A 21542-nucleotide genomic window follows, 5' to 3' on the forward strand; every position below is an offset into this window, starting at 1 on the left:
CCAGACGTGAGAACGGGCCCGGAAGTTGCCTCCCGGACCCGGTTTGTTGCGGCGCTCGCGGCTCAGCGGGTCAGTGCGAGGGAAGTCAGCTGCGCCACAGCCCAGCTGACGGGTACGCACACCGTGAGCAGGGCGCCGGCCCGGACTCCGGCGGCCGTCCGCAGGACCGTTCCGGGGGTCCCGAGGTCGAGCAGGGCCGCGCGGGCGGCGGAGCGGTTCTGGCGGACCTCCACGGCGGAGGTGAGCAGGGTCGCGGCCGCGCAGAGGGTCACGAGGGCGCAGGCGGGTCCGGTCAGCGGGCCGAGCGGGGCGCCGGGGCCGTCCGGGCCGGGCAGGGTCGCGGCGCTGAGGGCGGCCGCCCCGACCGCGCAGAGCACGCCGAGCGGGCGGCCGATGCGGGGGGCCTCCTCCTGTAGGGCCCGACCGGCGAGCAGCCGGAGCGCGCCCGGGCGGGCGGCCTGGACCAGGGTCCCGCAGGCGTGGGCGAGGCCGGGGCCGGCGAGGGCGAGCCCGAGGGCGGTGAGGACCCAGCCGGCGGGCAGCGCGGCCCCGTCGCGGCCGGCGTACCCCTCGACGGCGAGCCCGCAGACGGTGAGGGCGATGCCCCAGGGCAGGCCGGTGTGCGGGGACGGCGGGGCGGACGGGGAGGGCGGGGTGTGCGGGCGCAGGGCGACGGCGGTGACGGCCGAGGCGGTCAGCGGGACGACGGCCAGCAGGGTCAGGGCGGCGGCGACGGGCAGCGGCCGGTCCGCGTGCAGCAGCGGGGCGGCGGCTCCGTCGAAGGGGAGCCCGCCGAGGTCGCCGCGCAGGTGGAGGAAGGCGGCCAGGGCCAGGGCGCTGCCCAGGCTGCACGAGACGGCGGTGGAGACGGCCGCGACGAGGGAGAGGCGTACGGGGCCCAGCCCGACGGCGTCCATCCCGGCGCGGGGCCGGGTGGCGGGGTCGGTCCGGGCGACGGCGACGGCGAGGTGGACGGTGGCGGCGAGCGGGACCAGCGCCCACAGCAGCCGCGGGAACGATCCGGCGGGCCGGGCGACGGCCCCGGCCAGCACGTACAGCAGCAGGAAGCCGGTGCCGGCGGAGGCGGCGGCGACCAGCAGGCGGCGCAGCTGGACGAGCGGGCGGGAGCCGCGGGCTAGGCGGAGAGCGAGCACGCGGCCTGGCCCTCCGGGGTGTCGCCGGCCGGGCCGGTCATGCCGGCGGCCGTTGCGGCGGGGCGGCCGTCGAGGAGGGCGAACCGGCGGTCGGCGACGGCCGCGGTGTCCTCGTCGTGGGTGGCCAGGACCACGGTGATCTCGTGGGACCGGGCCGCGGTGGTCAGGGTGCGCAGGAGCAGGGCGCATTCGGCGCGGTGCAGCGGCGCGGTGGGCTCGTCGGCGAAGATCACGGCGGGTTCGCTGACCAGGGCCCGGGCCAGGGCGACGTGCTGGGACGCGGCGCGGTCCAGGGCGCGGGGGCGTTTGCGTGCGAAGCCGCTGATGTCGAGCCGGTCCAGCCAGGCGTAGGCGGCCCGCTTGGCGGTGCGGTGCGAGGCGCCGGACACCAGCAGGGGGAGGGCGGCGTTCTCCCAGACGGTGAGCTCGGGGAGCAGGGCGGGCTCGGGGCCGATCCAGCCGAACCGGTCGCGGCGTAGCCGTTCGCGGCTGAGGGCGCCCATGGTGTGGACGGGCACGCTGTTGAACCAGATCTCGCCCTCGCGCGGGACGAGCCGGCCGCTGAGGCAGTGCAGCAGGGTGGTCTTCCCGCTGCCGCGCGGGCCGGTCACGGCGAGGACCTCGCCTTGGCGGACGCCGACCGAGACCCCGACGACGCCGGGGGAACCGTTGTGGGAGTAGTGAACGGACCGTGCCCAGAGCACATCGTTGTCCGGCGGAGCCGCCATCTCTCTCCTTGCGTGGGTGTCCCCGGCTCCAGCCGGGGAGGGAAACGCACGTGGATGCCCCGGAGCCGCGAAGCGGGCGTGGTGTGCTTCAGACTCTCCGTTCACGGGGAGGAGGAGTCACGGCGTACACCTCCGTCCGGGGGAACGAAGCGGAGCCCGTTCGGTCACTGGCGCCGCACTGAGATGTAAAGAGACGAACGTCCCGGATGGCGACAGCACACGGCCCGGATCCCCGCGTTCTCACTCGAACGGGGCATCCGGGCCGTGTGGTTCGGACTATTTACAGCCTGGTCCTGCGGCTTTACAGCTTGGTCCACGCCTCGGTGAGCACCGAGCGCAGGATCCCCTCGATCTCGTCGAAGGTGCCCTGGTCCGCGATCAGCGGCGGGGCCAGCTGCACGACCGGGTCGCCGCGGTCGTCGGCCCGGCAGTACAGGCCGTTCTCGAAGAGCGCCTTGGAGAGGAAGCCGTAGAGCACGCGCTCGGTCTCCTCGTCCGTGAACGACTCCTTGGTGACCTTGTCCTTGACGAGCTCGATGCCGTAGAAGTAGCCGTTTCCGCGGACGTCGCCGACGATCGGCAGGTCGTGCAGCTTCTGCAGCGTCTTCAGGAAGGCGGGCTCGTTGTCCAGCACGTGCTGGTTGAGGCCTTCCTTGTCGAAGATGTCGAGGTTGGCGAGGGCCACGGCGGAGGACACCGGGTGCCCGCCGAAGGTGTAGCCGTGCAGGAAGGTGTTGTTGCCCTTGTAGAAGGGCTCGGCGACGCGGTCCGACACGATGCAGGCGCCGATCGGGGAGTAGCCCGAGGTCATGCCCTTGGCGCAGGTGATCATGTCCGGGACGTAGCCGAACTTGTCGCAGGCGAACATCGTGCCGAGGCGGCCGAACGCGCAGATCGTCTCGTCGGAGACGAGGAGCACGTCGTACTCGTCGCAGATCTCGCGGACGCGCTGGAAGTACCCGGGCGGCGGCGGGAAGCAGCCGCCGGCGTTCTGCACCGGCTCCAGGAAGACCGCGGCGACGGTGTCCGCACCCTCGAAGAGGATCTGCTGCTCGATCTGGTCGGCGCACCAGCGGCCGAAGGCCTCGGGGTCGTCGCCGTGGATCGGGGCGCGGTAGATGTTGGTGTTCGGCACCTTGTGCGCGCCGGGGACCAGCGGCTCGAAGGGAGCCTTCAGGGCCGGCAGGCCGGTGATGGACAGCGCGCCCTGCGGGGTGCCGTGGTAGGCGACCGCACGCGAGATGACCTTGTACTTGGTCGGCTTGCCCTTGAGCTTGTAGTACTGCTTGGCCAGCTTCCAGGCGGTCTCGACGGCCTCGCCGCCGCCGGTGGTGAAGAAGACCTTGTTCAGATCGCCCGGGGCGTAGCCGGCGAGGCGCTCGGCCAGCTCGACGGCCTTGGGGTGCGCGTAGGACCACACGGGGAAGAACGCGAGTTCCTGGGCCTGCCTGTAGGCGACCTCGGCGAGCTCCTTGCGGCCGTGACCGGCGTTGACCACGAACAGTCCGGCGAGACCGTCCAGGTAGCGCTTGCCCTTGTCGTCGTAGATGTAGGTGCCCTCACCGCGGACGATGGTGGGGACGGGGGTGTGCTCGTACGAGGACATGCGGGTGAAGTGCATCCACAGGTGGTCGTACGCGGTTTTGGACAGGTCCTGGGTCACGGTTATCGGGTTCCCCACATGTAGGTCTGCTTCTTCAGCTTCAGATAAACGAAGCTTTCGGTGGATCGCACGCCGGGGAGCGCGCGGATCTTCTTGTTGATCGTTTCCAGCAGGTGGTCGTCGTCCTCGCAGACGATCTCCACCATCAGGTCGAACGAACCCGCGGTCATCACCACGTACTCGCACTCGGCCATCTGGGTCAGCGCGTCGGCCACCGGGTCGACGTCGCCCTCGACGTTGATGCCGACCATGGCCTGGCGGCGCAGGCCCACGGTGAGCGGGTCGGTGACGGCGACGATCTGCATGACGCCCTGGTCGAGGAGCTTCTGCACGCGCTGGCGCACGGCCGCCTCGGACAGGCCCACTGCCTTGCCGATCGCCGCGTACGGCCGACGGCCGTCCTCCTGCAGTTGCTCGATGATCGCGAGCGACACAGCATCGACCGAAGGGGACGGCTGCCTGTTCCTGGAATCTGCGCTTCGACTGACCACGACCTCACTGTGCACGAGGAGTCGTCTGTTCCGCAAGACGGATTCAATGAAATCCGTTGTCTTTGGATCCTGATCTCACTGATTTCGTAGGTGGCCGTGTCTGGCCCTGTCGAAAGCGTCCGCCCAGGAGCTAGGCTTGGGGCAGCGTCTCAATCATTGGACATGTGATCAGGAGTGTGGCTGTAGTGACCACCGAACTGCGTCGTCTGCGCAACTACATCGGCGGGGAGTTCAAGGACGCCGCCGACGGGCGGACCACCGACGTGGTCAACCCCGCCACCGGCGAGGTGTACGCCAAGGCCCCGCTCTCCGGCCAGGCCGACGTCGACGCGGCCATGGCCGCCGCCGCTGCCGCCTTCCCGGGCTGGCGCGACACCACCCCCTCGGAGCGGCAGAAGGCCCTGCTCAAGATCGCCGACGCCTTCGAGGCGCGCGCGGACGAGCTGGTGGCCGCCGAGTCCGAGAACACGGGCAAGCCGCTGGGCCTCACGGCCAGCGAGGAGCTGCCCCCGATGGTGGACCAGATCCGCTTCTTCGCGGGTGCGGCCCGTCTGCTGGAGGGTCGCTCCGCCGGCGAGTACATGGACGGGATGACCTCGATCATCCGCCGTGAGCCGGTCGGCGTCTGCGCCCAGGTCGCGCCGTGGAACTACCCGATGATGATGGCCGTGTGGAAGTTCGCCCCGGCCATCGCCGCGGGCAACACCGTGGTGCTCAAGCCCTCGGACACCACCCCCGCCTCCACCGTCCTGATGGCGGAGATCATCGACTCGATCCTCCCCAAGGGCGTCTTCAACGTCGTCTGCGGCGACCGCGAGACCGGCAAGGCCATGGTCGAGCACTCCACCCCGGCGATGGCCTCCATCACCGGCTCCGTCCGTGCGGGCATGCAGGTCGCCGAGAGCGCCTCGAAGGACGTCAAGCGCGTCCACCTGGAGCTCGGTGGCAAGGCGCCGGTCGTGGTCTTCGAGGACGCCGACATCGCCAAGGCCGTCGAGGACATCGCCGTCGCCGGCTACTTCAACGCCGGCCAGGACTGCACCGCCGCGACCCGCGTCCTCGTGCACGAGTCCGTCCACGACGAGTTCGTGGCCGCGCTGGCCAAGGCCGCCGCCGACACGAAGACCGGCGCCCCGGACGACGAGGACGTGCTCTACGGCCCGCTGAACAACCCCAACCAGCTGGGCCAGGTCGCGGGCTTCATCGACCGCCTCCCGGCGCACGCCAAGGTCGAGGCGGGTGGCCACCGGGTCGGCGACAAGGGCTACTTCTACGCCCCGACCGTCGTGTCCGGCCTCAAGCAGGACGACGAGATCATCCAGAACGAGGTCTTCGGCCCCGTCATCACCGTCCAGTCCTTCACGGACGAGGCGCAGGCCGTGGAGTACGCGAACGGCGTCGAGTTCGCCCTCGCCTCCTCGGTGTGGACCAAGGACCACTCCCGCGCGATGCGCATGTCCAAGAAGCTCGACTTCGGCTGCGTGTGGATCAACACCCACATCCCGCTGGTCGCCGAGATGCCCCACGGCGGCTTCAAGAAGTCCGGCTACGGCAAGGACCTCTCCGCCTACGGCTTCGAGGACTACACCCGCATCAAGCACGTGATGACCTCGCTCGACGGCTGACGATCCCTCACGGCCGCGCGGGACCGGTGAGGACCGCGCAAGAGCCGGCTGAGTTCGATCAAGGGGCGGGCAGTGGACAATGTGTCCATTGCCCGCCCCCGTCACGTTCTCCGAGGCTCCTGTCCATGCCTGAACTCGCCTTCTCCCGCCGTACGGCGCTGCGCGGAATCGGTGCCGCCGGCCTGCTCGCGGCCCTCGCCGGCTGCGGCGTGCCGTCCGCCTACGTCCCCGAGGACCGGCGGGGAGGGCCGGACCGCTCGGGGCGGGACCGGAGCCTCACCTTCTCCAACTGGCCGCTGTACATCGACACCGACGAGGAGGACGAGGAGCGCCGCCCCACCCTGGAGGCCTTCACGCGGAAGACCGGCATCGAGGTCTCCTACAGCGAGGAGATCAACGACAACGACGAGTTCTTCGGCAAGGTCAGCCCTGCTCTGATGAACCGCCAGGACACCGGCCGCGACCTGGTGGTGATCACCGACTGGATGGCCGCCCGGTACGTCCAACTGGGCTGGGCCCAGACGATGGACCGGGCCGCGCAGCCCAACGTGGCCGCGCACCTGGACCCGCAGCTGCGCTCGCCCGCCTTCGACGAGGGTCGCCTGCACACCGTCCCCTGGCAGTCGGGCATCACCGGCATCGCCTACCACCGCAAGGCGCTCGGCCGGGAGATCAAGTCCGTCAAGGACCTGTGGCACCCCGACCTGGCCGGCCGGGTCACCCTCTTCTCCGGTCTCGACGAGTCCTTCGCCCTGCTGATGCAGGGCAACGGCGTGGACGTCACCCGGTGGACCGAGCCCGACTTCCACCGGATGTGCGACCAGGTCGAGGAGCTGGTGCGCAAGAAGCACATCCGCCGTTTCACCGGCAACGACTACACCTCCGACCTCGCCAAGGGCGACGTCCTGGCCTGCCAGGCCTACTCCGGCGACGCCATCCAACTCAAGGCCGACAACCCCGACATCGAGTTCGTGGTCCCCGAGGAGGGCGGCGAGCTGTGGTCGGAGAGCATGCTGATACCCAACCTGGCCCGGCACAAGGCCAACGCCGAGGCCCTCGTCGACCACTACTACGACCCGGAGGTGGCCGCCGAGCTCGCCGCCTTCGTGAACTACGTCTGCCCCGTGCCGGCCGCCCGCGAGGTGCTGGCCGCCGCGGAGGACAAGGAGACCGCGGAGCTCGCCGAGAACCCGCTGATGTTCCCGGACGAGGAGATGCGCAGGCGCCTGGCCGTGGCCCGTGCCGTCACCTCCGCGGAGCGCCGTTCCTTCGCCCGCCGCTGGAACGCCATCGCGGGCTTGTGATCATCACCACGAAACTGAACACGTTCAGCAAAATCGCTGAACGTGTTCAACTCGGGGCGTAAGCTGCTGCCATGAGCGAGAGAAACGCCCTCCAGCGGCGGATCCGTGCCTGGCTGATCCTGTTCATCGTCTGCCTCGTCCTCAGCGGACTCACGGCCTTCCCCCTCGTCACCGAGGTGCGCTGGGCCAACTCCCTGGTGTCCCACGCCTGGCTGAGCCGGGTCGGCGAGGGACTGGACCAGGCCGATGCGCAGTACCCGTTCCTGCTGTACGGCACCGACTGGCTCGCGTTCGCCCACCTGGTGATCGCGGTCTTCTTCTACGGCGTCCTGCGCGACCCCGTACGCAACATCTGGATCATCGACGCCGGCATGATCGCCTGCGCCGGCATCATCCCCCTGGCCCTGATCTGCGGGCCCATCCGGGGCATCCCCTTCGGCTGGAGCCTCATCGACATGTCCTTCGGGGTCTTCGGAGTGATCCCGCTGATCGTGCTCCGCCGCCTCGTCAAGCGGCTGGAGGCACTGCCCGCCACCGGCTGACGGCGGCACCCGTCCGCGCCCCGTGCGGCCTCACCGGCCGGACCGGGCGCGGACGGCCGCCAGGACGTCGATCCGGTTCGTGGTGATCGCGTCCACCCCGGCCGACAGCAGCCTGCGCATCGAGCAGGCGGTGTCGGCGGTCCACGCCGAGACCTTCAGGCCGTCCCGGTGCAGCGCGTCCACCAGCTCCCGGCCGACCAACCCAAAGCGGTAGTTGAGCCAGGCCGGCGCCACCGCGTCGATCAGCACCCGGCGCGGCGGCGACAGCGTCGTCCACGTCAGCGCGATCTCCGCGTCCGGGTCGGCGGCGCGCACGGCCAGCATGGTGTTCGGGCCCGCGCTGTAGTACGTCCGCTCGCGGGCCCCGCACGCGCGGACCACCCCGACCACCGTCCGCACCGACTCGGCGGTCGCACCCGGCAGGTCGATCATCACCCGGCCCGGGCCCGACGCCGCCAGGGCCTCGCGCAGGGTCGGGACCCCGCCCGCCGTCATCTCCCGCAGCTGCGCCAGCGTCACGGCGTCCAGCCGCACGTCGTGCCGCCACAACCGCCACAGCGTGTCGTCGTGCAGGAGCACCGGCTCCCCGTCGCGGGTCAGCCGTACGTCGATCTCCACCGCGTCCGCTCCGCGCGCGAACGCGGAACGGACGGAGGGGACGGTGTTCTCGGGGAAGCGGTAGGGGTCGCCGCGGTGGGCGACGGCCGTCAGGGTGCGCATGCCGCCCATTCTCCGGCGGCGTCAGCGCGCCAGCCAGGCCTCGGTGTAGGTGTCGATCTCCGCAACGATCCGCTCCTTGCCCGCCCGGTCCAGGAAGGAGGCCTCCACCGCGTTCTTCGCCAGCTGCGCGACCCCGCGCTCGTCGAGGTCGAGGAGCCGGGCGGCGACGGCGTACTCGGTGTTGAGGTCGGTGCCGAACATCGGCGGGTCGTCGCTGTTGATGGTGACCAGCACGCCCGCCCGGACCATCTCCCTGACCGGGTGCCGGTCCAGGTCGGCCACGGCGCGGGTGGCGATGTTCGACGTCGGGCAGACCTCCAGCGCGATGCGGTGCTCGGCGAGGTAGGCCAGCAGCTCCGGGTCCTGCACGGCGCTGGTGCCGTGGCCGATCCGCTCGGCGCCGAGCTCGCGGATGGCGTCCCAGACGGTCTCCGGGCCGGTGGTCTCGCCGGCGTGCGGCACGCTGCGCAGGCCGGCGGCCCGGGCGGCGTCGAAGTACGGCTTGAACTGCGGACGCGGGACGCCGATCTCGGGGCCGCCGAGACCGAAGGAGACCAGGCCCTCCGGGCGCAAGTCGACGGCGAGGCGCGCGGTCTCGGCGGCGGCCTCCAGGCCGGCCTCGCCGGGGATGTCGAAGCACCAGCGCAGGATGACGCCGAGTTCGGCCTCGGCGGCCTTGCGGGCGTCCTCGATGGCCTCCATGAACGCGTGCTCGTCGATGCCGCGGCGCGTCGAGGAGTACGGGGTGATGGTCAGCTCGGCGTAGCGGATGTTCTGCCGCGCCATGTCGCGGGCCACCTCGAAGGTGAGGGTGCGCACGTCGTCGGGGGTGCGCACCAGGTCCACGACGGAGAGGTACACCTCGATGAAGTGGGCGAAGTCGGTGAAGGTGAAGTAGTCGGCGAGGGCTCCCGGGTCGGTGGGGACCCTGGAGTCGGGGTGCCGGGCGGCGAGCTCGGCCACGATGCGCGGGGAGGCCGAGCCGACGTGGTGGACGTGGAGCTCGGCCTTCGGGAGCCCTGCGATGAAGGGGGTCAGGTCGGGCACGGCAATGCCTCCGGGATGACGCGGGTGCGGACGGATCGGGCTTCATCGTAGGCAGCCCCGGGGCTGTCGGCGGCAGCGCATAGCATGGCCGTACGAGAGGGGGGCGACGCATGACCGACCACAGTGCCGAGCCGAGGGACCCGTGGGCGCCACCGGAGCGGCCGGCGGGGGAGTACGGCGGGCCGCAGGGGGGACCGGCGGTGCCGGGGCCGCCGTCCGTCCACGACCAGATCACGATCGCGGGGATGCCGGGGGCCGGGGCCGGAACGCCGCCCGCGCCCATGGCCGGCGGGTACCCGGGAGCCGCGCAGCCCCCGGCGCCCGCGCAGCCCGCACCGGCGGCCGTGCCCCCGGCCTACGCCTATCCGGCCCAGCCGGCCCCCGGCGGGTACGCCTACCCGGCACCGCCGCCCGCCCCGTCCGCGTACGGCTACCCCGGCTACCCCGGCCACGTCTCGTACGTCCCCTACGGCGGGCAGCCGCGCAACGGGTTCGGCACCACCGCGCTCGTCCTCGGCATCCTCTCGGTCGTCGGGTGCATCACCAGCTTCCTGGCGGTCGCGATCGGCATCGGGGCGGTCGTCTTCGGTGCGCTCGGCCGCGGCAAGGCCCGCCGTGGCGAGGCCACCAACGGCGGCATGGCGCTGGCGGGCATCATCCTGGGCGCGATAGGCATCCTGCTCGGCGCCGCGATCCTCGCGATCGGGATCGCCGGGATCCTCGAACGCGACGGCGGGGGCGGCGGCTACGACAGCCCGTACTCGAACTCGCGGATGCGCGAGAAGGTCTGACAGCGCGACGCCGGGCCGGTACCCCGACCCGGCGTCCGTACGGCCGGCCTCAGCCGACCCACGGCCAGTCGGCGTCCCGGCCCGCCTCGATCAGCGTCACCATGCGGAAGGCCGCGTCGGTGAGCCCGCCGAAGGTGTGCCGGTTCGCGGACCCGGAGGGCGCGTGCCCCACCCGGTACCCGGCCAGGTTCCAGGTGTAGACCGGCACGTCCTGCGGGACCAGGGCCGTCGGGTCGCCGCCGTAGCCGTACGTCGCCTGCTCGTCGGTGACGATCAGGACCCGGTCGTGGCCCCGGTAGTGCTGTCGGACGGCCTCCGCGGTGTACGTGCCGCCGAGGTCCTCGAACCGGTCCAGCACCTTCAGCACGCTCTCGCCGCGGCGGTACGGGACCGGCTTGCTGTCCGTGCCGAACTGCACCAGGTCCGCGTGCTCGGCGCGCAGCGCCAGCGCCGTCCCGAACACGGCCGCGGCGTCGGCCCGGTTGAGCTGCGAGCGGTCCGACAGCGGTGACCACATCGACCCGGACCGGTCGACGAGGACGAGGGTGCGCCCCGGCAGCGCGGGCACGGACCCCAGCGAGTGCCCGAGCGCCTGCTCCAGCGGGTACGCCCAGCGCAGCGACGGCGCGTGCTGGTAGGCCGCCAGGTACCGGAACGGGAACTGTCGCGACCGGGCGACCGCCTGCGGGTCGCAGATCCGGGCGGCGACCTGCGCCGCCACCGCGTCCGAGACCCCGGCCTGGTCGAAGTTGCGCAGGTTGCGCAGCAGCGCCATCACGCCCATGGACGGGATGACCGCCTCCCAGGCGGCCGCGTCCATCGGCCCCTGCAGCCAGCCGGCCAGCGCCTCCCAGGTGATACCCGCCGCCGCGAGCCGCTCGGCGCCGCCCGGGCCCGTCACCACGGCCCGGCGCTCCCCGACCGGCAGCGCCATGAGCTCCCGGTGCGCCACCAGGGTGCGGTTGCCGGCGGGCACCTCGGCCGCCTCCGGGTGGTGGCGGCGGTCGAGGGCGTAGCGGAACAGCTCGCCCTGCCAGGGCTTGGACGGGTCCGGGGCGGCGTGCACGAGGTTCAGCACGTCGCCGAAGCGGAAGCCCTTGGACGCCGTGTCGTACTTCAGCAGGGACGTGCCGGAGTAGAGCCGGCGCACGGCGTCGGCGATCCCCCGCTTGACGGGCTTGGGCACGGCGCGCCCGTACGTGGCCGTCCAGTAGCCGAGGAGCTCGCCGGGCTCGTCCGCCCGCTGGAGCACCGAGTCCACCACCTGCCGGTTGGACGGCCCGCCGGTGGCGCCCGCGTCGAGCCGCGCCTTGACGTACTCGGCGGCCCCGACCAGCGAGGCGGTGCGCATGTTGCCCTCGCCGCGCAGCCAGCCCAGCAGGCCGGCGGTCCACTGCGGGTCCTCGACGGCGAGGGTGCGCACCAGGGCGGCGAAGCGGTCGTCGCGCTCCCCGGAACCCTCGTAGGCGGTGCGCTGCGTCACGAAGTTGGCGACGGCGAGCAGGAACAGCTCCGCGCGCGGATCGCGGACGAAGCCGGGGCTGCCGTGGTGGTTGCGGGCGCGCCGCCCGGTCGAGCGCACCGGTGACACCGGTGACGCGGTCGTGGTTCCGGATGCGGCCGCGGACGCGCGCCGGTTGAAGCGGGCCATGAGAATTCCCCCGAATTCCGTACACATGGGGGAAGGCGTGACGTGCGGGACGCCCGAGGTCGGAAGGTCGGCGGCGGGCTGCATGCCATGCGAGCTTCCGGGCTGCTCCACCGGCCGTGGCCGGGCGGGATTCGAACCCGCGACCTCATGGTCCGGAAGTAGCCGTCGCCTGCGCACCGGGCGTCCCGCACGCGGCCTCCCGAGATCAAGGTGGCGGCGGCCTGGGTTTCTTTGCAAAAGAAGGAGCCGCAGCCTGCGCACCGGGAGGTGCGTGAGGTGTGTCCAGAGTTCAAGGCGGCGAAACCACATGCTGCTCTACCGACTGAGCTACACCGGCCCGAAGCCGGTGACGGGACTCGAACCCGCGGCCTGCCCATTAAGAGTGGAAGTAGGTCTCGCCTGCGCACCTGGACGATCACACCGTAAGCCGTGGTCTCCCGGGCCCGCCACGCAATTTCGGGGCCCGGTGCCTCCTACGCCTCCTCGGCCTGCGCGCGCAGCCGTTCGCGGGCCTCCATCAGGGCGAAGCCGAGCAGGTTCAGCCCGCGCCAGCGCGCCGGATCCAGCGCCCGAGCGTCGTCGGCGGCCAGGCCGATGCCCCAGATGCGGTCCATCGGGCTCGCCTCCACCAGGACCCGGTCCCCGGTGGTCAGCAGGTACGAGCGCAGCTGTGGCGTGGAACGGAACTTGTGCACGCTGCCCTCCACGACCAGGGCGAACCGCTCCCGCTCCCACACGTCGTCGTCGAAGCCGCGCACCAGCCGCCCGGCCTTCTTGGCCTCGGCCGGGGTCCGGGCCGCCAGCGCGGCGCGCTCCCCGTCGGCGTCCCCGAACAGGCGCGCCTTCCCGGCCATCATCCAGTGCTCGGCGGTCTCGTAGCGGACGCCGTCCACGGTGAAAGGAGAGGACCACCACTGGCTCAGACAGCTCGGGCCGAGCGTCCCGTCGGGCCGCGGCCGGTGTCCCCAGAACGGCAGGAACTTCACCCGGTCGCCCCGGCTGACCTGCTCGATCAACGTGTCGATCATCTCCATGCACGGGAGTCTGGCAGCCACCACGGACACTTCGTACGGGATTTGACGTGTCCCTCGACACATGGTCGACCGAATCCGTCGCGTAATCAAAAGGCAACAACGGAATCACTTGGCTGCGGGTAACACCTCTGCCAGGATCGGCACTCAATTCGAGCTGAAGCCACGAGGGCGTGAGAGCGTGATGGGTAGTCGCTTCCAGGTCAAGGATCGCTTCGCGGACGGCGCGCAGTACATCGACGGCCGGCTGAGGACCGGTACCTCCGGACGGTCGCACACCGTGGTCGACCCCGCCACCGGTGAGGACGTGCTCACCTACGAGCTGGCCTCCACCGCAGACGTGGACGAGGCCGTGGCCGCCGCCCGGCGGGCCTTCCCGGCCTGGTCGGCGGCCACCCCCGGCGAGCGCTCGGACGCCCTGCACCGGCTCGCGGCCGTCCTGGCCGCACAGGCGGAGGACCTCGCGTACGCCGAGTCGCTGCAGTGTGGCAAGCCGATCAAGCTGACCACGGAGTTCGACGTACCGGGGACGATCGACAACACGGCCTTCTTCGCGGGCGCCGCCCGTCACCTCCAGGGGCAGGCGGCCGCCGAGTACTCCGGGGACCACACCTCGTACGTGCGCCGCGAGGCGATCGGGGTCGTCGGCTCCATCGCCCCCTGGAACTACCCCCTCCAGATGGCCGCCTGGAAGATCCTCCCGGCCGTCGCCGCGGGCAACACGATCGTCCTGAAGCCCGCCGAGCTGACCCCGCTGACCTCCCTGATGTTCGCCCAGGCGGCCACGGAGGCGGGCATCCCGGACGGCGTGATCAACATCGTCACCGGAGCCGGCCGGGACGCCGGCGAGCACCTGGTCGGCCACCCGGACGTCGCCATGACCTCCTTCACCGGCTCCACCGCCGTCGGCAAGCGCGTCGCCGAGATCGCCACCGCCACCGTCAAGCGGCTCCACCTGGAGCTCGGCGGCAAGGCCCCCTTCCTCGTCTTCGACGACGCCGACCCGGAGGCCGCCGCCCACGGCGCCGTCGCCGCCTCCCTGATCAACACCGGCCAGGACTGTACGGCCGCCACCCGCGCCTACGTCCAGCGGCCCCTGTACGAGGCCTTCACCGCCCGCGTCGCCGAGCTGATGGAGACCGTCCGCCTGGGCGACCCCCTCGACCCGGCCACCGACCTCGGGCCGCTCGTCTCCCACGCCCAGCGCGACCGCGTCGCCGGCTTCGTCGAGCGCGCCCGCGGCTACGCCACCGTCGCCACCGGCGGTGCGGTCCCGGGCGGCGCCCTCGCCGACGGCGCCTACTACCGGCCCACCCTGATCACCGGCGCGCCCCAGGACAGCGAGATCGTCCAGTCCGAGGTCTTCGGGCCGGTCCTCGCCGTCCTGCCCTTCGACACCGACGACGAGGGCATCGCGCTGGCCAACGACACCCCGTACGGACTCGCCGCATCCGCCTGGAGCCGCGACGTCTACCGGGCGGGCCGCGCCACCCGCGAGCTGCGGGCGGGGTGCGTCTGGGTCAACGACCACATTCCGATCATCAGTGAGATGCCCCATGGGGGATACCGGGCGAGCGGCTTCGGAAAGGACATGAGCTCGTACTCCTTCGAGGAGTACACGCAGGTCAAGCACGTGATGTACGACAACACCGCGGTCGCCGAGAAGGACTGGCACCGCACGATCTTCGGGGACCGATAGCAGCAGCCGGCCGTCCGACCAGCGGCCCACCCATCCCGAAAGGGCACAGCCCATGGAGCAGTTCGAGCCCGAACGCCTCTCCGCGGCACAGGTCGCCGCGATGCGGCGCAGCCTCACCGGCGGTCGCGGCGCCCTCACCCGCCGCTCCCTGCTGCGCGCCTCCGGCGCCGGCGCGCTCACCCTCGGCGGCCTGGCCTCCCTGAGCGCCTGCGGCATCCCGCCGGCCCGGCGCGACGGGGCGACGGCGGCCTCCGACGACCACTCGGACAAGGAGAAGGTGATCAACTTCTCCAACTGGACCGAGTACATGGACCTCAGCGAGGACGAGAAGGTCCACCCCACGCTGGAGGAGTTCACCAAGCGGACCGGCATCCAGGTCAACTACACCGAGGACATCAACGACAACGTCGAGTTCTTCGGCAAGATCCGCCCGCAGCTGGCGGCCGGCCAGGACACCGGTCGCGACCTGATCGTCGTCACCGACTGGCTCGCCGCCCGCATCATCCGCCTGGGCTGGGCGCAGCAGCTGGACCCCTCCCACCTGCCGCACGCCTTCGCCAACCTGATCCCCCAGTACCGCAGCCCCGACTGGGACCCGGGCCGCGCCCACAGCTACCCGTGGACCGGCATCAACACCGTCATCGCCTACAACACCAAGGCCACCGGCGGGAAGAAGGTCGACTCCGTCACCCAGATGCTCGATGACCCCACCCTCAAGGGCAGGGTCGGCTTCCTCACCGAGATGCGCGACACCGTCGGCATGACCCTCCTCGACCAGGGCAGGGACCCGGCGACCTTCACCACCCCGGACTACGACGCGGCCATCGCCCGGCTCCAGAAGGGCGTGGACACCAAGCAGATCCGCCGCTTCACGGGCAACGACTACACCTCCGACCTGGACAAGGGCGACCTCGCGGCCTGCCTGGCCTGGGCCGGCGACGTCATCCAGCTGCAGGCCGGCAACCCGGACATCCAGTACGCCATCCCCGCCGTCGGCTACATCACCTCCAGCGACAACCTCCTCGTACCGGCCCGCGCCCGACACAAGGCCAACGCGGAGAAGCTCATCGACTTCTACTACGAGCCCCCGATCGCCGCCCAGCTCGCGGCCTTCATCAGCTACGTGTGCCCGGTCGCCGGCGTCAAGGACGACCTTGCGAAAATCGATCCTGCGCTCGCGGACAACCCCTTGATCATTCCGGACGAGGAGATGACCGCCAGGGCCCATGCCTTCCGCATGCTCACCAGCGAGGAAGAGACCGAGTACGAGGAAAAGTTCGCCAAGCTCATCGGAGCCTGACGAGCGCCCGTACCGGCACCGCCCCCCGCACTCTTCCGAAGAACACCACCACCGAAGGCCGCGACCCATGACTGACAAGACCGCGGGCGGCGACGTCCGCCTCGCCGGGATCAGCAAGCACTACGGCACGTTCACCGCCGTGCACCCGCTGGACCTCACCATCCCCCAGGGCTCCTTCTTCGCCCTGCTCGGCGCCTCCGGCTGCGGAAAGACCACGACCCTGCGCATGATCGCCGGCCTGGAGGAGCCCTCCACCGGCACCGTCCACCTGGGCCAGCGCGACGTCACCCAGCTGCCCCCGTACAAGCGCCCCGTGAACACGGTCTTCCAGAGCTACGCGCTCTTCCCGCACCTGAGCATCTACGAGAACGTGGCCTTCGGCCTGCGCCGCCGCGGCATCAAGTCCGTCAAGAAGCAGGTCGAGGAGATGCTCGACCTGGTCGAACTCGGCCAGTTCGCCCAGCGCAAGCCCCACCAGCTCTCCGGCGGCCAGCAGCAGCGCGTCGCCGTCGCCCGCGCCCTGATCAACCACCCCCAGGTCCTCCTGCTCGACGAGCCCCTCGGCGCCCTCGACCTCAAGCTGCGCCGTCAGATGCAGCTGGAGCTCAAGCGGATCCAGACCGAGGTCGGCATCACCTTCGTGCACGTCACGCACGACCAGGAGGAGGCCATGACCATGGCCGACACCGTCGCCGTGATGAACGGCGGCCGGGTCGAGCAGCTCGGGGCGCCCGCCGAGCTCTACGAGAACCCGCGCACCACCTTCGTCGCGAACTTCCTCGGCACCTCCAACCTCATCGAGGCCCAGGTCCTGGAGGCAGGAGGCTCCGACCTCGTCGTCAGCTCCGCCGGAACGAAGCTCAGGCTCCCGGCGGCCCGCTGCTCGACCACCCCCAAGGCGGGCGGAAAGCTGCTGGTCGGCGTGCGCCCCGAGAAGATCTCCCTGGTCCCCGCGGACGAGGAGCACACCGTCGCGGCCGGCCGGAACAAGGTCGCCGGCCGGATCGCCGACTCCTCCTTCATCGGCGTCTCCACCCAGTTCGTGATCGACAGCCCGGTCTGCCCCGAGCTGGAGGTGTACGTACAGAACATCGAGCGCGACGCCCGCCTGACCCCGGGCGCCGAGGTGGTCCTGCACTGGAACCCGGAGCACACCTTCGGCCTGGACGCCTCCCAGGACATCGAGGCGGGCATCGAGACGGTCGAGGAGAACGCATGACCGCCACCGCGGCCCCACCCGAGGCCCCCGCGCCCGCCGAGCCCCCGGTCCACAAGCCCTCCCTGCGCAAGCGGCTGGTCCCGTACTGGCTGCTGCTGCCCGGCATCCTGTGGCTGCTGGTCTTCTTCGTGCTGCCGATGATCTACCAGGCCTCGACCTCGGTGCAGACCGGATCCCTCGAAGAGGGCTTCCGGGTCACCTGGCACTTCGGGACCTACTGGGACGCCTTCACCGAGTACCTCCCGCAGTTCCTGCGCTCCCTGCTGTACGCCGGCACCGCCACCGTGCTGTGCCTGCTGCTCGGGTACCCGCTGGCCTACCTGATCGCCTTCCGGGCGGGCCGCTGGCGCAACCTGCTGCTGGTGCTGGTCATCGCGCCGTTCTTCACCAGCTTCCTGATCCGCACCCTGGCCTGGAAGACGATCCTGTCCGACGGCGGCCCGGTCGTTTCGTTCCTCAACGCGGTCGGCTTCCTCGACGTCACCAGCTGGCTGGGCCTCACCGAGGGCGAGCGGGTGCTGGCCACGCCCCTCGCGGTGGTCTGCGGCCTCACGTACAACTTCCTCCCCTTCATGATCCTGCCGCTCTACACCTCCCTGGAGCGCATCGACCCGCGCCTGCACGAGGCGGCCGGGGACCTGTACGCCCGCCCCGCCACCACCTTCCGCAAGGTCACCTTCCCGCTGTCCATGCCGGGCGTGGTCTCCGGAACCCTGCTCACCTTCATCCCGGCGAGCGGCGACTACGTCAACGCCGAGCTCCTCGGCTCCACGGACACCCGCATGATCGGCAACGTCATCCAGTCGCAGTACCTGCGCATCCTCGACTACCCGACGGCTGCCGCGCTCTCGTTCATCCTCATGGCCATCGTGCTGGTCATGGTCACCCTCTACATCCGCCGTGCGGGAACGGAGGACCTGGTCTGATGCAGTGGCTCCGCCGCAACTTCGTCGTCATCGCCGGCCTCGGCACCCTCGCCTACATGGTGCTGCCGAACCTCGTCGTGACGCTGTTCTCCTTCAACAACCCCGCCGGGCGGTTCAACTACGCCTGGCAGGAGTTCTCCCTCGACGCCTGGAAGGACCCGTGCGGGGTCGCCGACCTGTGCGGCTCCCTCTCCCTGTCGCTCCAGATCGCCCTGTGGTCCACCCTCGCCGCCACCCTGCTGGGCACCGCCATCGCGTTCGCCCTGGTCCGGTACCGGTTCCGGGCGCGCGGCGCGGTCAACTCGCTGATCTTCATGCCGATGGCCATGCCCGAGATCGTGATGGCCGCCTCGCTGCTCGCGCTGTTCCTCAACATGGGCGTCCAGCTGGGCTTCTGGACGATCCTGATCGCCCACATCATGTTCTGCCTCAGCTTCGTCGTCGCCGCCGTCAAGGCGCGCGTGCTGTCGATGGACCCGCGGCTGGAGGAGGCCGCCCGCGACCTCTACGCGGGCCCGGTGCAGACCTTCGTACGGGTCACCCTGCCGATCGCGGCGCCCGGCATCGCGGCGGGCGCGCTGCTGGCCTTCGCGCTCTCCTTCGACGACTTCATCATCACCAATTTCAACTCGGGCAACACCGTCACCTTCCCCATGTTCGTGTGGGGCTCGGCCCAGCGCGGTACGCCCGTGCAGATCAACGTCATCGGCACGGCGATGTTCGTCATCGCGGTGCTGGTGGTCCTCGCCGCCCAGCTGGTCGGCAACCGCCGCAAGAAGGCACAGCCCAAGTAACTCTGTAGGGAGTTGGAAGACATGGCCCCAGTCGCCATGCGAAGCGTTGCGAAATCCCTTTCCGAAGCACTGCCGGTCTCGTACTGGCTGGACGACCCCGGCAAGCCCGCCGCACAGCCGGCCCTGACCTCCGACGAGGCCTGCGACCTGCTGGTCATCGGCGGCGGGTACAGCGGCCTGTGGACCGCGCTGATCGCCAAGGAGCGCGACCCCGCCCGGGACGTCGTCCTGATCGAGTCCAAGGAGGCGGGCTGGGCCGCCTCCGGCCGCAACGGCGGCTTCTGCGCCGCCTCCCTCACGCACGGCCTGGCCAACGGCCTCGCCCGGTGGCCGGGCGAACTCGCCAGACTGGAGGAGCTGGGCGCCCGCAACCTCGACGAGATCGAGGCGGCGGTCGCCCGCTACGGAATCGACTGCGACTTCGAGCGCACCGGCGAGATCGACGTGGCCACCGAGCCCCACCAGGTCGAGGAGCTGCGCCAACTCCACGAGGAGGCGCAGAAGCTGGGCCTGGCCGGCGGCTCGCGCTGGCTGGACCGCGACGACCTGCGCGCCGAGGTCGACTCGCCGACCTTCCTCGCCGGCCTGTGGGACACGGACGGGGTGGCCATGCTCAACCCCGCCAAGCTCGCCTGGGGCCTGAAGCGGGCCTGCCTCGGCCTCGGCGTACGCATCTACGAGAACACCCGGGGCCTGTCACTGGCCCCGTCGGGCGCGGGGATGACCGTACGCACGCCGTACGGGCGGATCTTCGCCCGGCGGGTGGTCCTCGGCACCAACATCTTCCCCTCCCTGGTCAAGCGGATCCGGCCGTTCACCGTCCCGGTCTACGACTACGCGCTGATGACCGAGCCGTTGACCGCCGACCAGCTGAAGGCCATCGGCTGGCAGCGCCGCCAGGGCATGGGCGACAGCGCCAACCAGTTCCACTACTTCCGCATCACCCCGGAGAACCGGATCCTGTGGGGCGGCTACGACGCCATCTACCCCTACAAGGGCCGGCTCGACTCCGAGTACGACCACCGCCCCGAGACGTACCTGAAGCTCGCCCAGCACTTCTTCACCGCGTTCCCGCAGCTGGAGGGCATCAACTTCAGCCACGCCTGGGGCGGGGCCATCGACACCTGCTCCCGCTTCTCTGCCTTCTTCGGCACCGCCCACTCCGGCCGGGTCGCCTACGCCGCCGGCTTCACCGGGCTCGGCGTCGGCGCCACCCGCTTCGGCGCGGACGTGATGCTGGACCTGCTGGACGGCGCACGCACCGAGCGGACCCGCCTCCAGATGGTCAGGTCCAAGCCGATGCCGTTCCCGCCCGAGCCCTTCGCCTGGACCGGCATCACGCTCACCAAGTGGTCCCTGGCCCGGGCCGACGCCCGCGGCGGCCGCCGCAACCTGTGGCTGAAGACGCTCGACAAGTTCGGCCTCGGCTTCGACAGCTGACGTTTCGACAGCTGACGGTCGGGGGCGTGCTCCGGCGCATCCGCGTCTTCGCTGCGTGAGCCGGTTCACCACCTCGGGCGGGGCGAACCCGCGTCATCGCCGCGCCCGACCCCGCTCTCTCCCGGTGAGAACCCTCACCTACGGGGAACGGAGGCCGGGCGATGCAGGGCTCGGAGATCAAGACCATGGTGGACTGGCTCGTGGCGGCGGCCCCGGACCCGGACGCCTGCCGGTGGGACTGGGAGCGCAGCCCCCGCGGGACCGCCCTCCTGCCCGCCGGCCGGCGGTGGGACGTGTTGATCCTGCCCGGGCGGCTGGGCCGGGGGACCCTCGCCGTGCTGCGCCGCCTGCACGAGCGGCCCGGCCCGGTCCTCGCCGGCCCGGGCGGCACCCGGCTGGGCTTCTTCGTGCCCCCGGGCACGACCTCGCACTGGCTGGGCACCGGGGTGCGGGGTGCGGGGCGCGGGACCTGGATCGTAGTCCCGTACCCCGGACGGGCGGCGCCGGGCCTCCGCTGGCTGGTGGCCCCGGACGGCCGCGGGACGCTCAACGACCCGGCGGTGCTGGAACTCGCGATGCACGAGGCCGCGGCGGAACTGGCGGCGCGCGGGCCCGCGGCGGGGGAGCCGCCGGAGGGCGAGCCGTCGCAGGGGGAGGCGGACCGCAGGCCGTGACGCCCCGGCGCCCCGCGGGACCCGGGGGCTCAGGGCGCGGCCGGCCCGCCGGGACGGCGCCGGGCACCGCGGTCCACCGCGTGGGCGACCCCGAGCAGCAGCGGGAGGCACAGGAGGAGGCTGGCCAGGACGTCCAGGGGCCAGTGCCAGCCGCGCAGGATCAGGCCGACGGCCGTCGCGCCCGTCAGGAGGAGGGCGGCGGCCGCCGGCCACGGGCTCCGGGTGTACGGGCGCAGCAGCAGGGCCGCGCCGACGTAGGCGACGGCGGCGGTGGCCGTGTGGCCCGAGGGGAAGTAGCCGGCGGCCCACGGTTCCAGCGGGCCCGGTCGGGCGGTCCACAGCTTCAGCGGGACCACCAGGGCCGGGACCAGGGCCATGGCCAGGCCGGCCGCCAGGGCGCCGAGCCGGTTGCCGCGCCGGAGCGCGTACGCCATCGCCAGGGCCAGGACCGGGACGGCGACCGGGACGTTGCCGAGGTCGGAGAGGCGCTCGGTCACCGCGTCGGGGACGGAGCGGACCAGGGCGCGGCTGAGCCGCTCGTCCGGGGCGAGCAGCGGTCCCGACACCAGGACCTGCCAGGTCGCGACCGCGCACCCCAGGAGGGGCGCGAGGAGCAGCGCGTGCAGAGCGCGGAGGGGGAGGAAGGAGGCGGCCGGCGCCGGGCGGCCGGGGCGCCCGGGCGCGGGCCGGCCGGCCGGGCCCCCGGCGGGGGCCGCGCGCGGCCGGCGCGCCCCGCCCGCGCG

20 protein-coding genes are annotated in these 21542 nt (G+C 71.7%); 11 read left to right on the plus strand and 9 right to left on the minus strand.

The window, feature by feature from the left end:
* Positions 1-62 precede the first annotated feature (62 nt).
* The 4 genes from ACFVGY_RS30945 to ACFVGY_RS30960 form a co-directional block, all read right to left on the minus strand.
* Complete coding sequence (locus tag ACFVGY_RS30945) at positions 63-1154, minus strand: hypothetical protein (protein ID WP_385683546.1); 1092 nt, start codon at positions 1152-1154, stop codon at positions 63-65.
* Positions 1136-1882 (minus strand): ABC transporter ATP-binding protein, encoded by a 747-nt coding sequence (locus ACFVGY_RS30950; protein WP_385683549.1) that lies wholly within the window; start codon positions 1880-1882, stop codon positions 1136-1138. Before ACFVGY_RS30950 ends, ACFVGY_RS30945 begins: the two co-directional genes overlap by 19 nt.
* A gap of 301 nt (positions 1883-2183) precedes the next feature.
* Positions 2184-3563, minus strand: a complete 1380-nt coding sequence (locus ACFVGY_RS30955) for an aspartate aminotransferase family protein (RefSeq protein ID WP_385683552.1) — start codon at positions 3561-3563, stop codon at positions 2184-2186.
* Positions 3548-4051 (minus strand): Lrp/AsnC family transcriptional regulator, encoded by a 504-nt coding sequence (locus ACFVGY_RS30960; protein WP_385683555.1) that lies wholly within the window; start codon positions 4049-4051, stop codon positions 3548-3550. The genes ACFVGY_RS30955 and ACFVGY_RS30960 overlap by 16 nt, the downstream gene beginning before the upstream one ends.
* Positions 4052-4221: 170 nt before the next feature.
* Between ACFVGY_RS30960 and ACFVGY_RS30965 the strand changes: the two genes are divergently transcribed.
* The 3 genes from ACFVGY_RS30965 to ACFVGY_RS30975 all read left to right on the plus strand — a co-directional run bounded on the left by ACFVGY_RS30965 (position 4222) and on the right by ACFVGY_RS30975 (position 7507).
* Positions 4222-5661: a gamma-aminobutyraldehyde dehydrogenase gene (locus ACFVGY_RS30965; protein WP_385683558.1), complete on the plus strand. Its 1440-nt coding sequence runs from the start codon at positions 4222-4224 to the stop codon at positions 5659-5661.
* Positions 5662-5786: 125 nt separating this feature from the next.
* Positions 5787-6965: a spermidine/putrescine ABC transporter substrate-binding protein gene (locus tag ACFVGY_RS30970; protein WP_385683560.1), complete on the plus strand. Its 1179-nt coding sequence runs from the start codon at positions 5787-5789 to the stop codon at positions 6963-6965.
* 71 nt (positions 6966-7036) lie between these two features.
* A complete protein-coding gene (locus tag ACFVGY_RS30975; protein WP_385683563.1) occupies positions 7037-7507 on the plus strand; it encodes a hypothetical protein in 471 nt (156 codons plus the stop codon).
* 30 nt (positions 7508-7537) lie between these two features.
* Here ACFVGY_RS30975 and ACFVGY_RS30980 read toward each other — a convergent pair whose 3' ends face one another.
* Entirely contained in the window at positions 7538-8227 is a 690-nt protein-coding gene (locus ACFVGY_RS30980) for a glycerophosphodiester phosphodiesterase (protein WP_385683566.1), read from the minus strand.
* A gap of 21 nt (positions 8228-8248) precedes the next feature.
* Positions 8249-9274: an adenosine deaminase gene (locus tag ACFVGY_RS30985; RefSeq protein ID WP_385683568.1), complete on the minus strand. Its 1026-nt coding sequence runs from the start codon at positions 9272-9274 to the stop codon at positions 8249-8251.
* A gap of 110 nt (positions 9275-9384) precedes the next feature.
* Here ACFVGY_RS30985 and ACFVGY_RS30990 point away from each other — a divergent pair, with 110 nt between their 5' ends.
* On the plus strand, positions 9385-10065 hold the full coding sequence (locus tag ACFVGY_RS30990) for a DUF4190 domain-containing protein (RefSeq protein ID WP_385683571.1): 681 nt from the start codon (positions 9385-9387) through the stop codon (positions 10063-10065).
* A 49-nt stretch (positions 10066-10114) separates the two neighbouring features.
* Here the strand turns inward: ACFVGY_RS30990 and ACFVGY_RS30995 are convergent, their stop codons facing one another.
* Both ACFVGY_RS30995 and ACFVGY_RS31000 read right to left on the minus strand, forming a co-directional pair.
* Positions 10115-11716 (minus strand): TROVE domain-containing protein, encoded by a 1602-nt coding sequence (locus ACFVGY_RS30995; protein WP_385683574.1) that lies wholly within the window; start codon positions 11714-11716, stop codon positions 10115-10117.
* Positions 11717-12189: 473 nt separating this feature from the next.
* Complete coding sequence (locus tag ACFVGY_RS31000) at positions 12190-12750, minus strand: NADAR family protein (protein ID WP_385683577.1); 561 nt, start codon at positions 12748-12750, stop codon at positions 12190-12192.
* Positions 12751-12931: 181 nt separating this feature from the next.
* Here ACFVGY_RS31000 and ACFVGY_RS31005 point away from each other — a divergent pair, with 181 nt between their 5' ends.
* From ACFVGY_RS31005 to ACFVGY_RS31035, 7 genes are all read left to right on the plus strand, one after another.
* On the plus strand, positions 12932-14446 hold the full coding sequence (locus ACFVGY_RS31005; RefSeq protein WP_385683579.1) for a gamma-aminobutyraldehyde dehydrogenase: 1515 nt from the start codon (positions 12932-12934) through the stop codon (positions 14444-14446).
* Positions 14447-14498: 52 nt separating this feature from the next.
* Entirely contained in the window at positions 14499-15746 is a 1248-nt protein-coding gene (locus ACFVGY_RS31010; protein ID WP_385683582.1) for a spermidine/putrescine ABC transporter substrate-binding protein, read from the plus strand.
* Between the two features lie 67 nt (positions 15747-15813).
* Positions 15814-16965, plus strand: a complete 1152-nt coding sequence (locus tag ACFVGY_RS31015) for an ABC transporter ATP-binding protein (protein WP_385683585.1) — start codon at positions 15814-15816, stop codon at positions 16963-16965.
* Positions 16962-17891 (plus strand): ABC transporter permease, encoded by a 930-nt coding sequence (locus ACFVGY_RS31020; protein WP_385683588.1) that lies wholly within the window; start codon positions 16962-16964, stop codon positions 17889-17891. Before ACFVGY_RS31015 ends, ACFVGY_RS31020 begins: the two co-directional genes overlap by 4 nt.
* The gene (locus ACFVGY_RS31025; RefSeq protein ID WP_385683591.1) at positions 17891-18685 is read left to right on the plus strand and encodes an ABC transporter permease; all 795 of its coding nucleotides are present in this window, start codon (positions 17891-17893) and stop codon (positions 18683-18685) included. The genes ACFVGY_RS31020 and ACFVGY_RS31025 overlap by 1 nt, the downstream gene beginning before the upstream one ends.
* A gap of 21 nt (positions 18686-18706) precedes the next feature.
* Entirely contained in the window at positions 18707-20125 is a 1419-nt protein-coding gene (locus ACFVGY_RS31030; RefSeq protein WP_385683594.1) for an NAD(P)/FAD-dependent oxidoreductase, read from the plus strand.
* A gap of 161 nt (positions 20126-20286) precedes the next feature.
* The gene (locus ACFVGY_RS31035) at positions 20287-20799 is read left to right on the plus strand and encodes a hypothetical protein (protein ID WP_385683597.1); all 513 of its coding nucleotides are present in this window, start codon (positions 20287-20289) and stop codon (positions 20797-20799) included.
* 29 nt (positions 20800-20828) lie between these two features.
* On the opposite strand, the gene ACFVGY_RS31040 is transcribed toward ACFVGY_RS31035, so the two are convergent.
* On the minus strand, positions 20829-21542 hold a 714-nt coding region (locus ACFVGY_RS31040; protein WP_385683600.1), incomplete at its 5' end, for a phosphatase PAP2 family protein.

The organism is Streptomyces sp. NPDC127106 (genome assembly GCF_042677605.1).
In the GTDB taxonomy this organism is placed as follows: domain Bacteria; phylum Actinomycetota; class Actinomycetes; order Streptomycetales; family Streptomycetaceae; genus Streptomyces.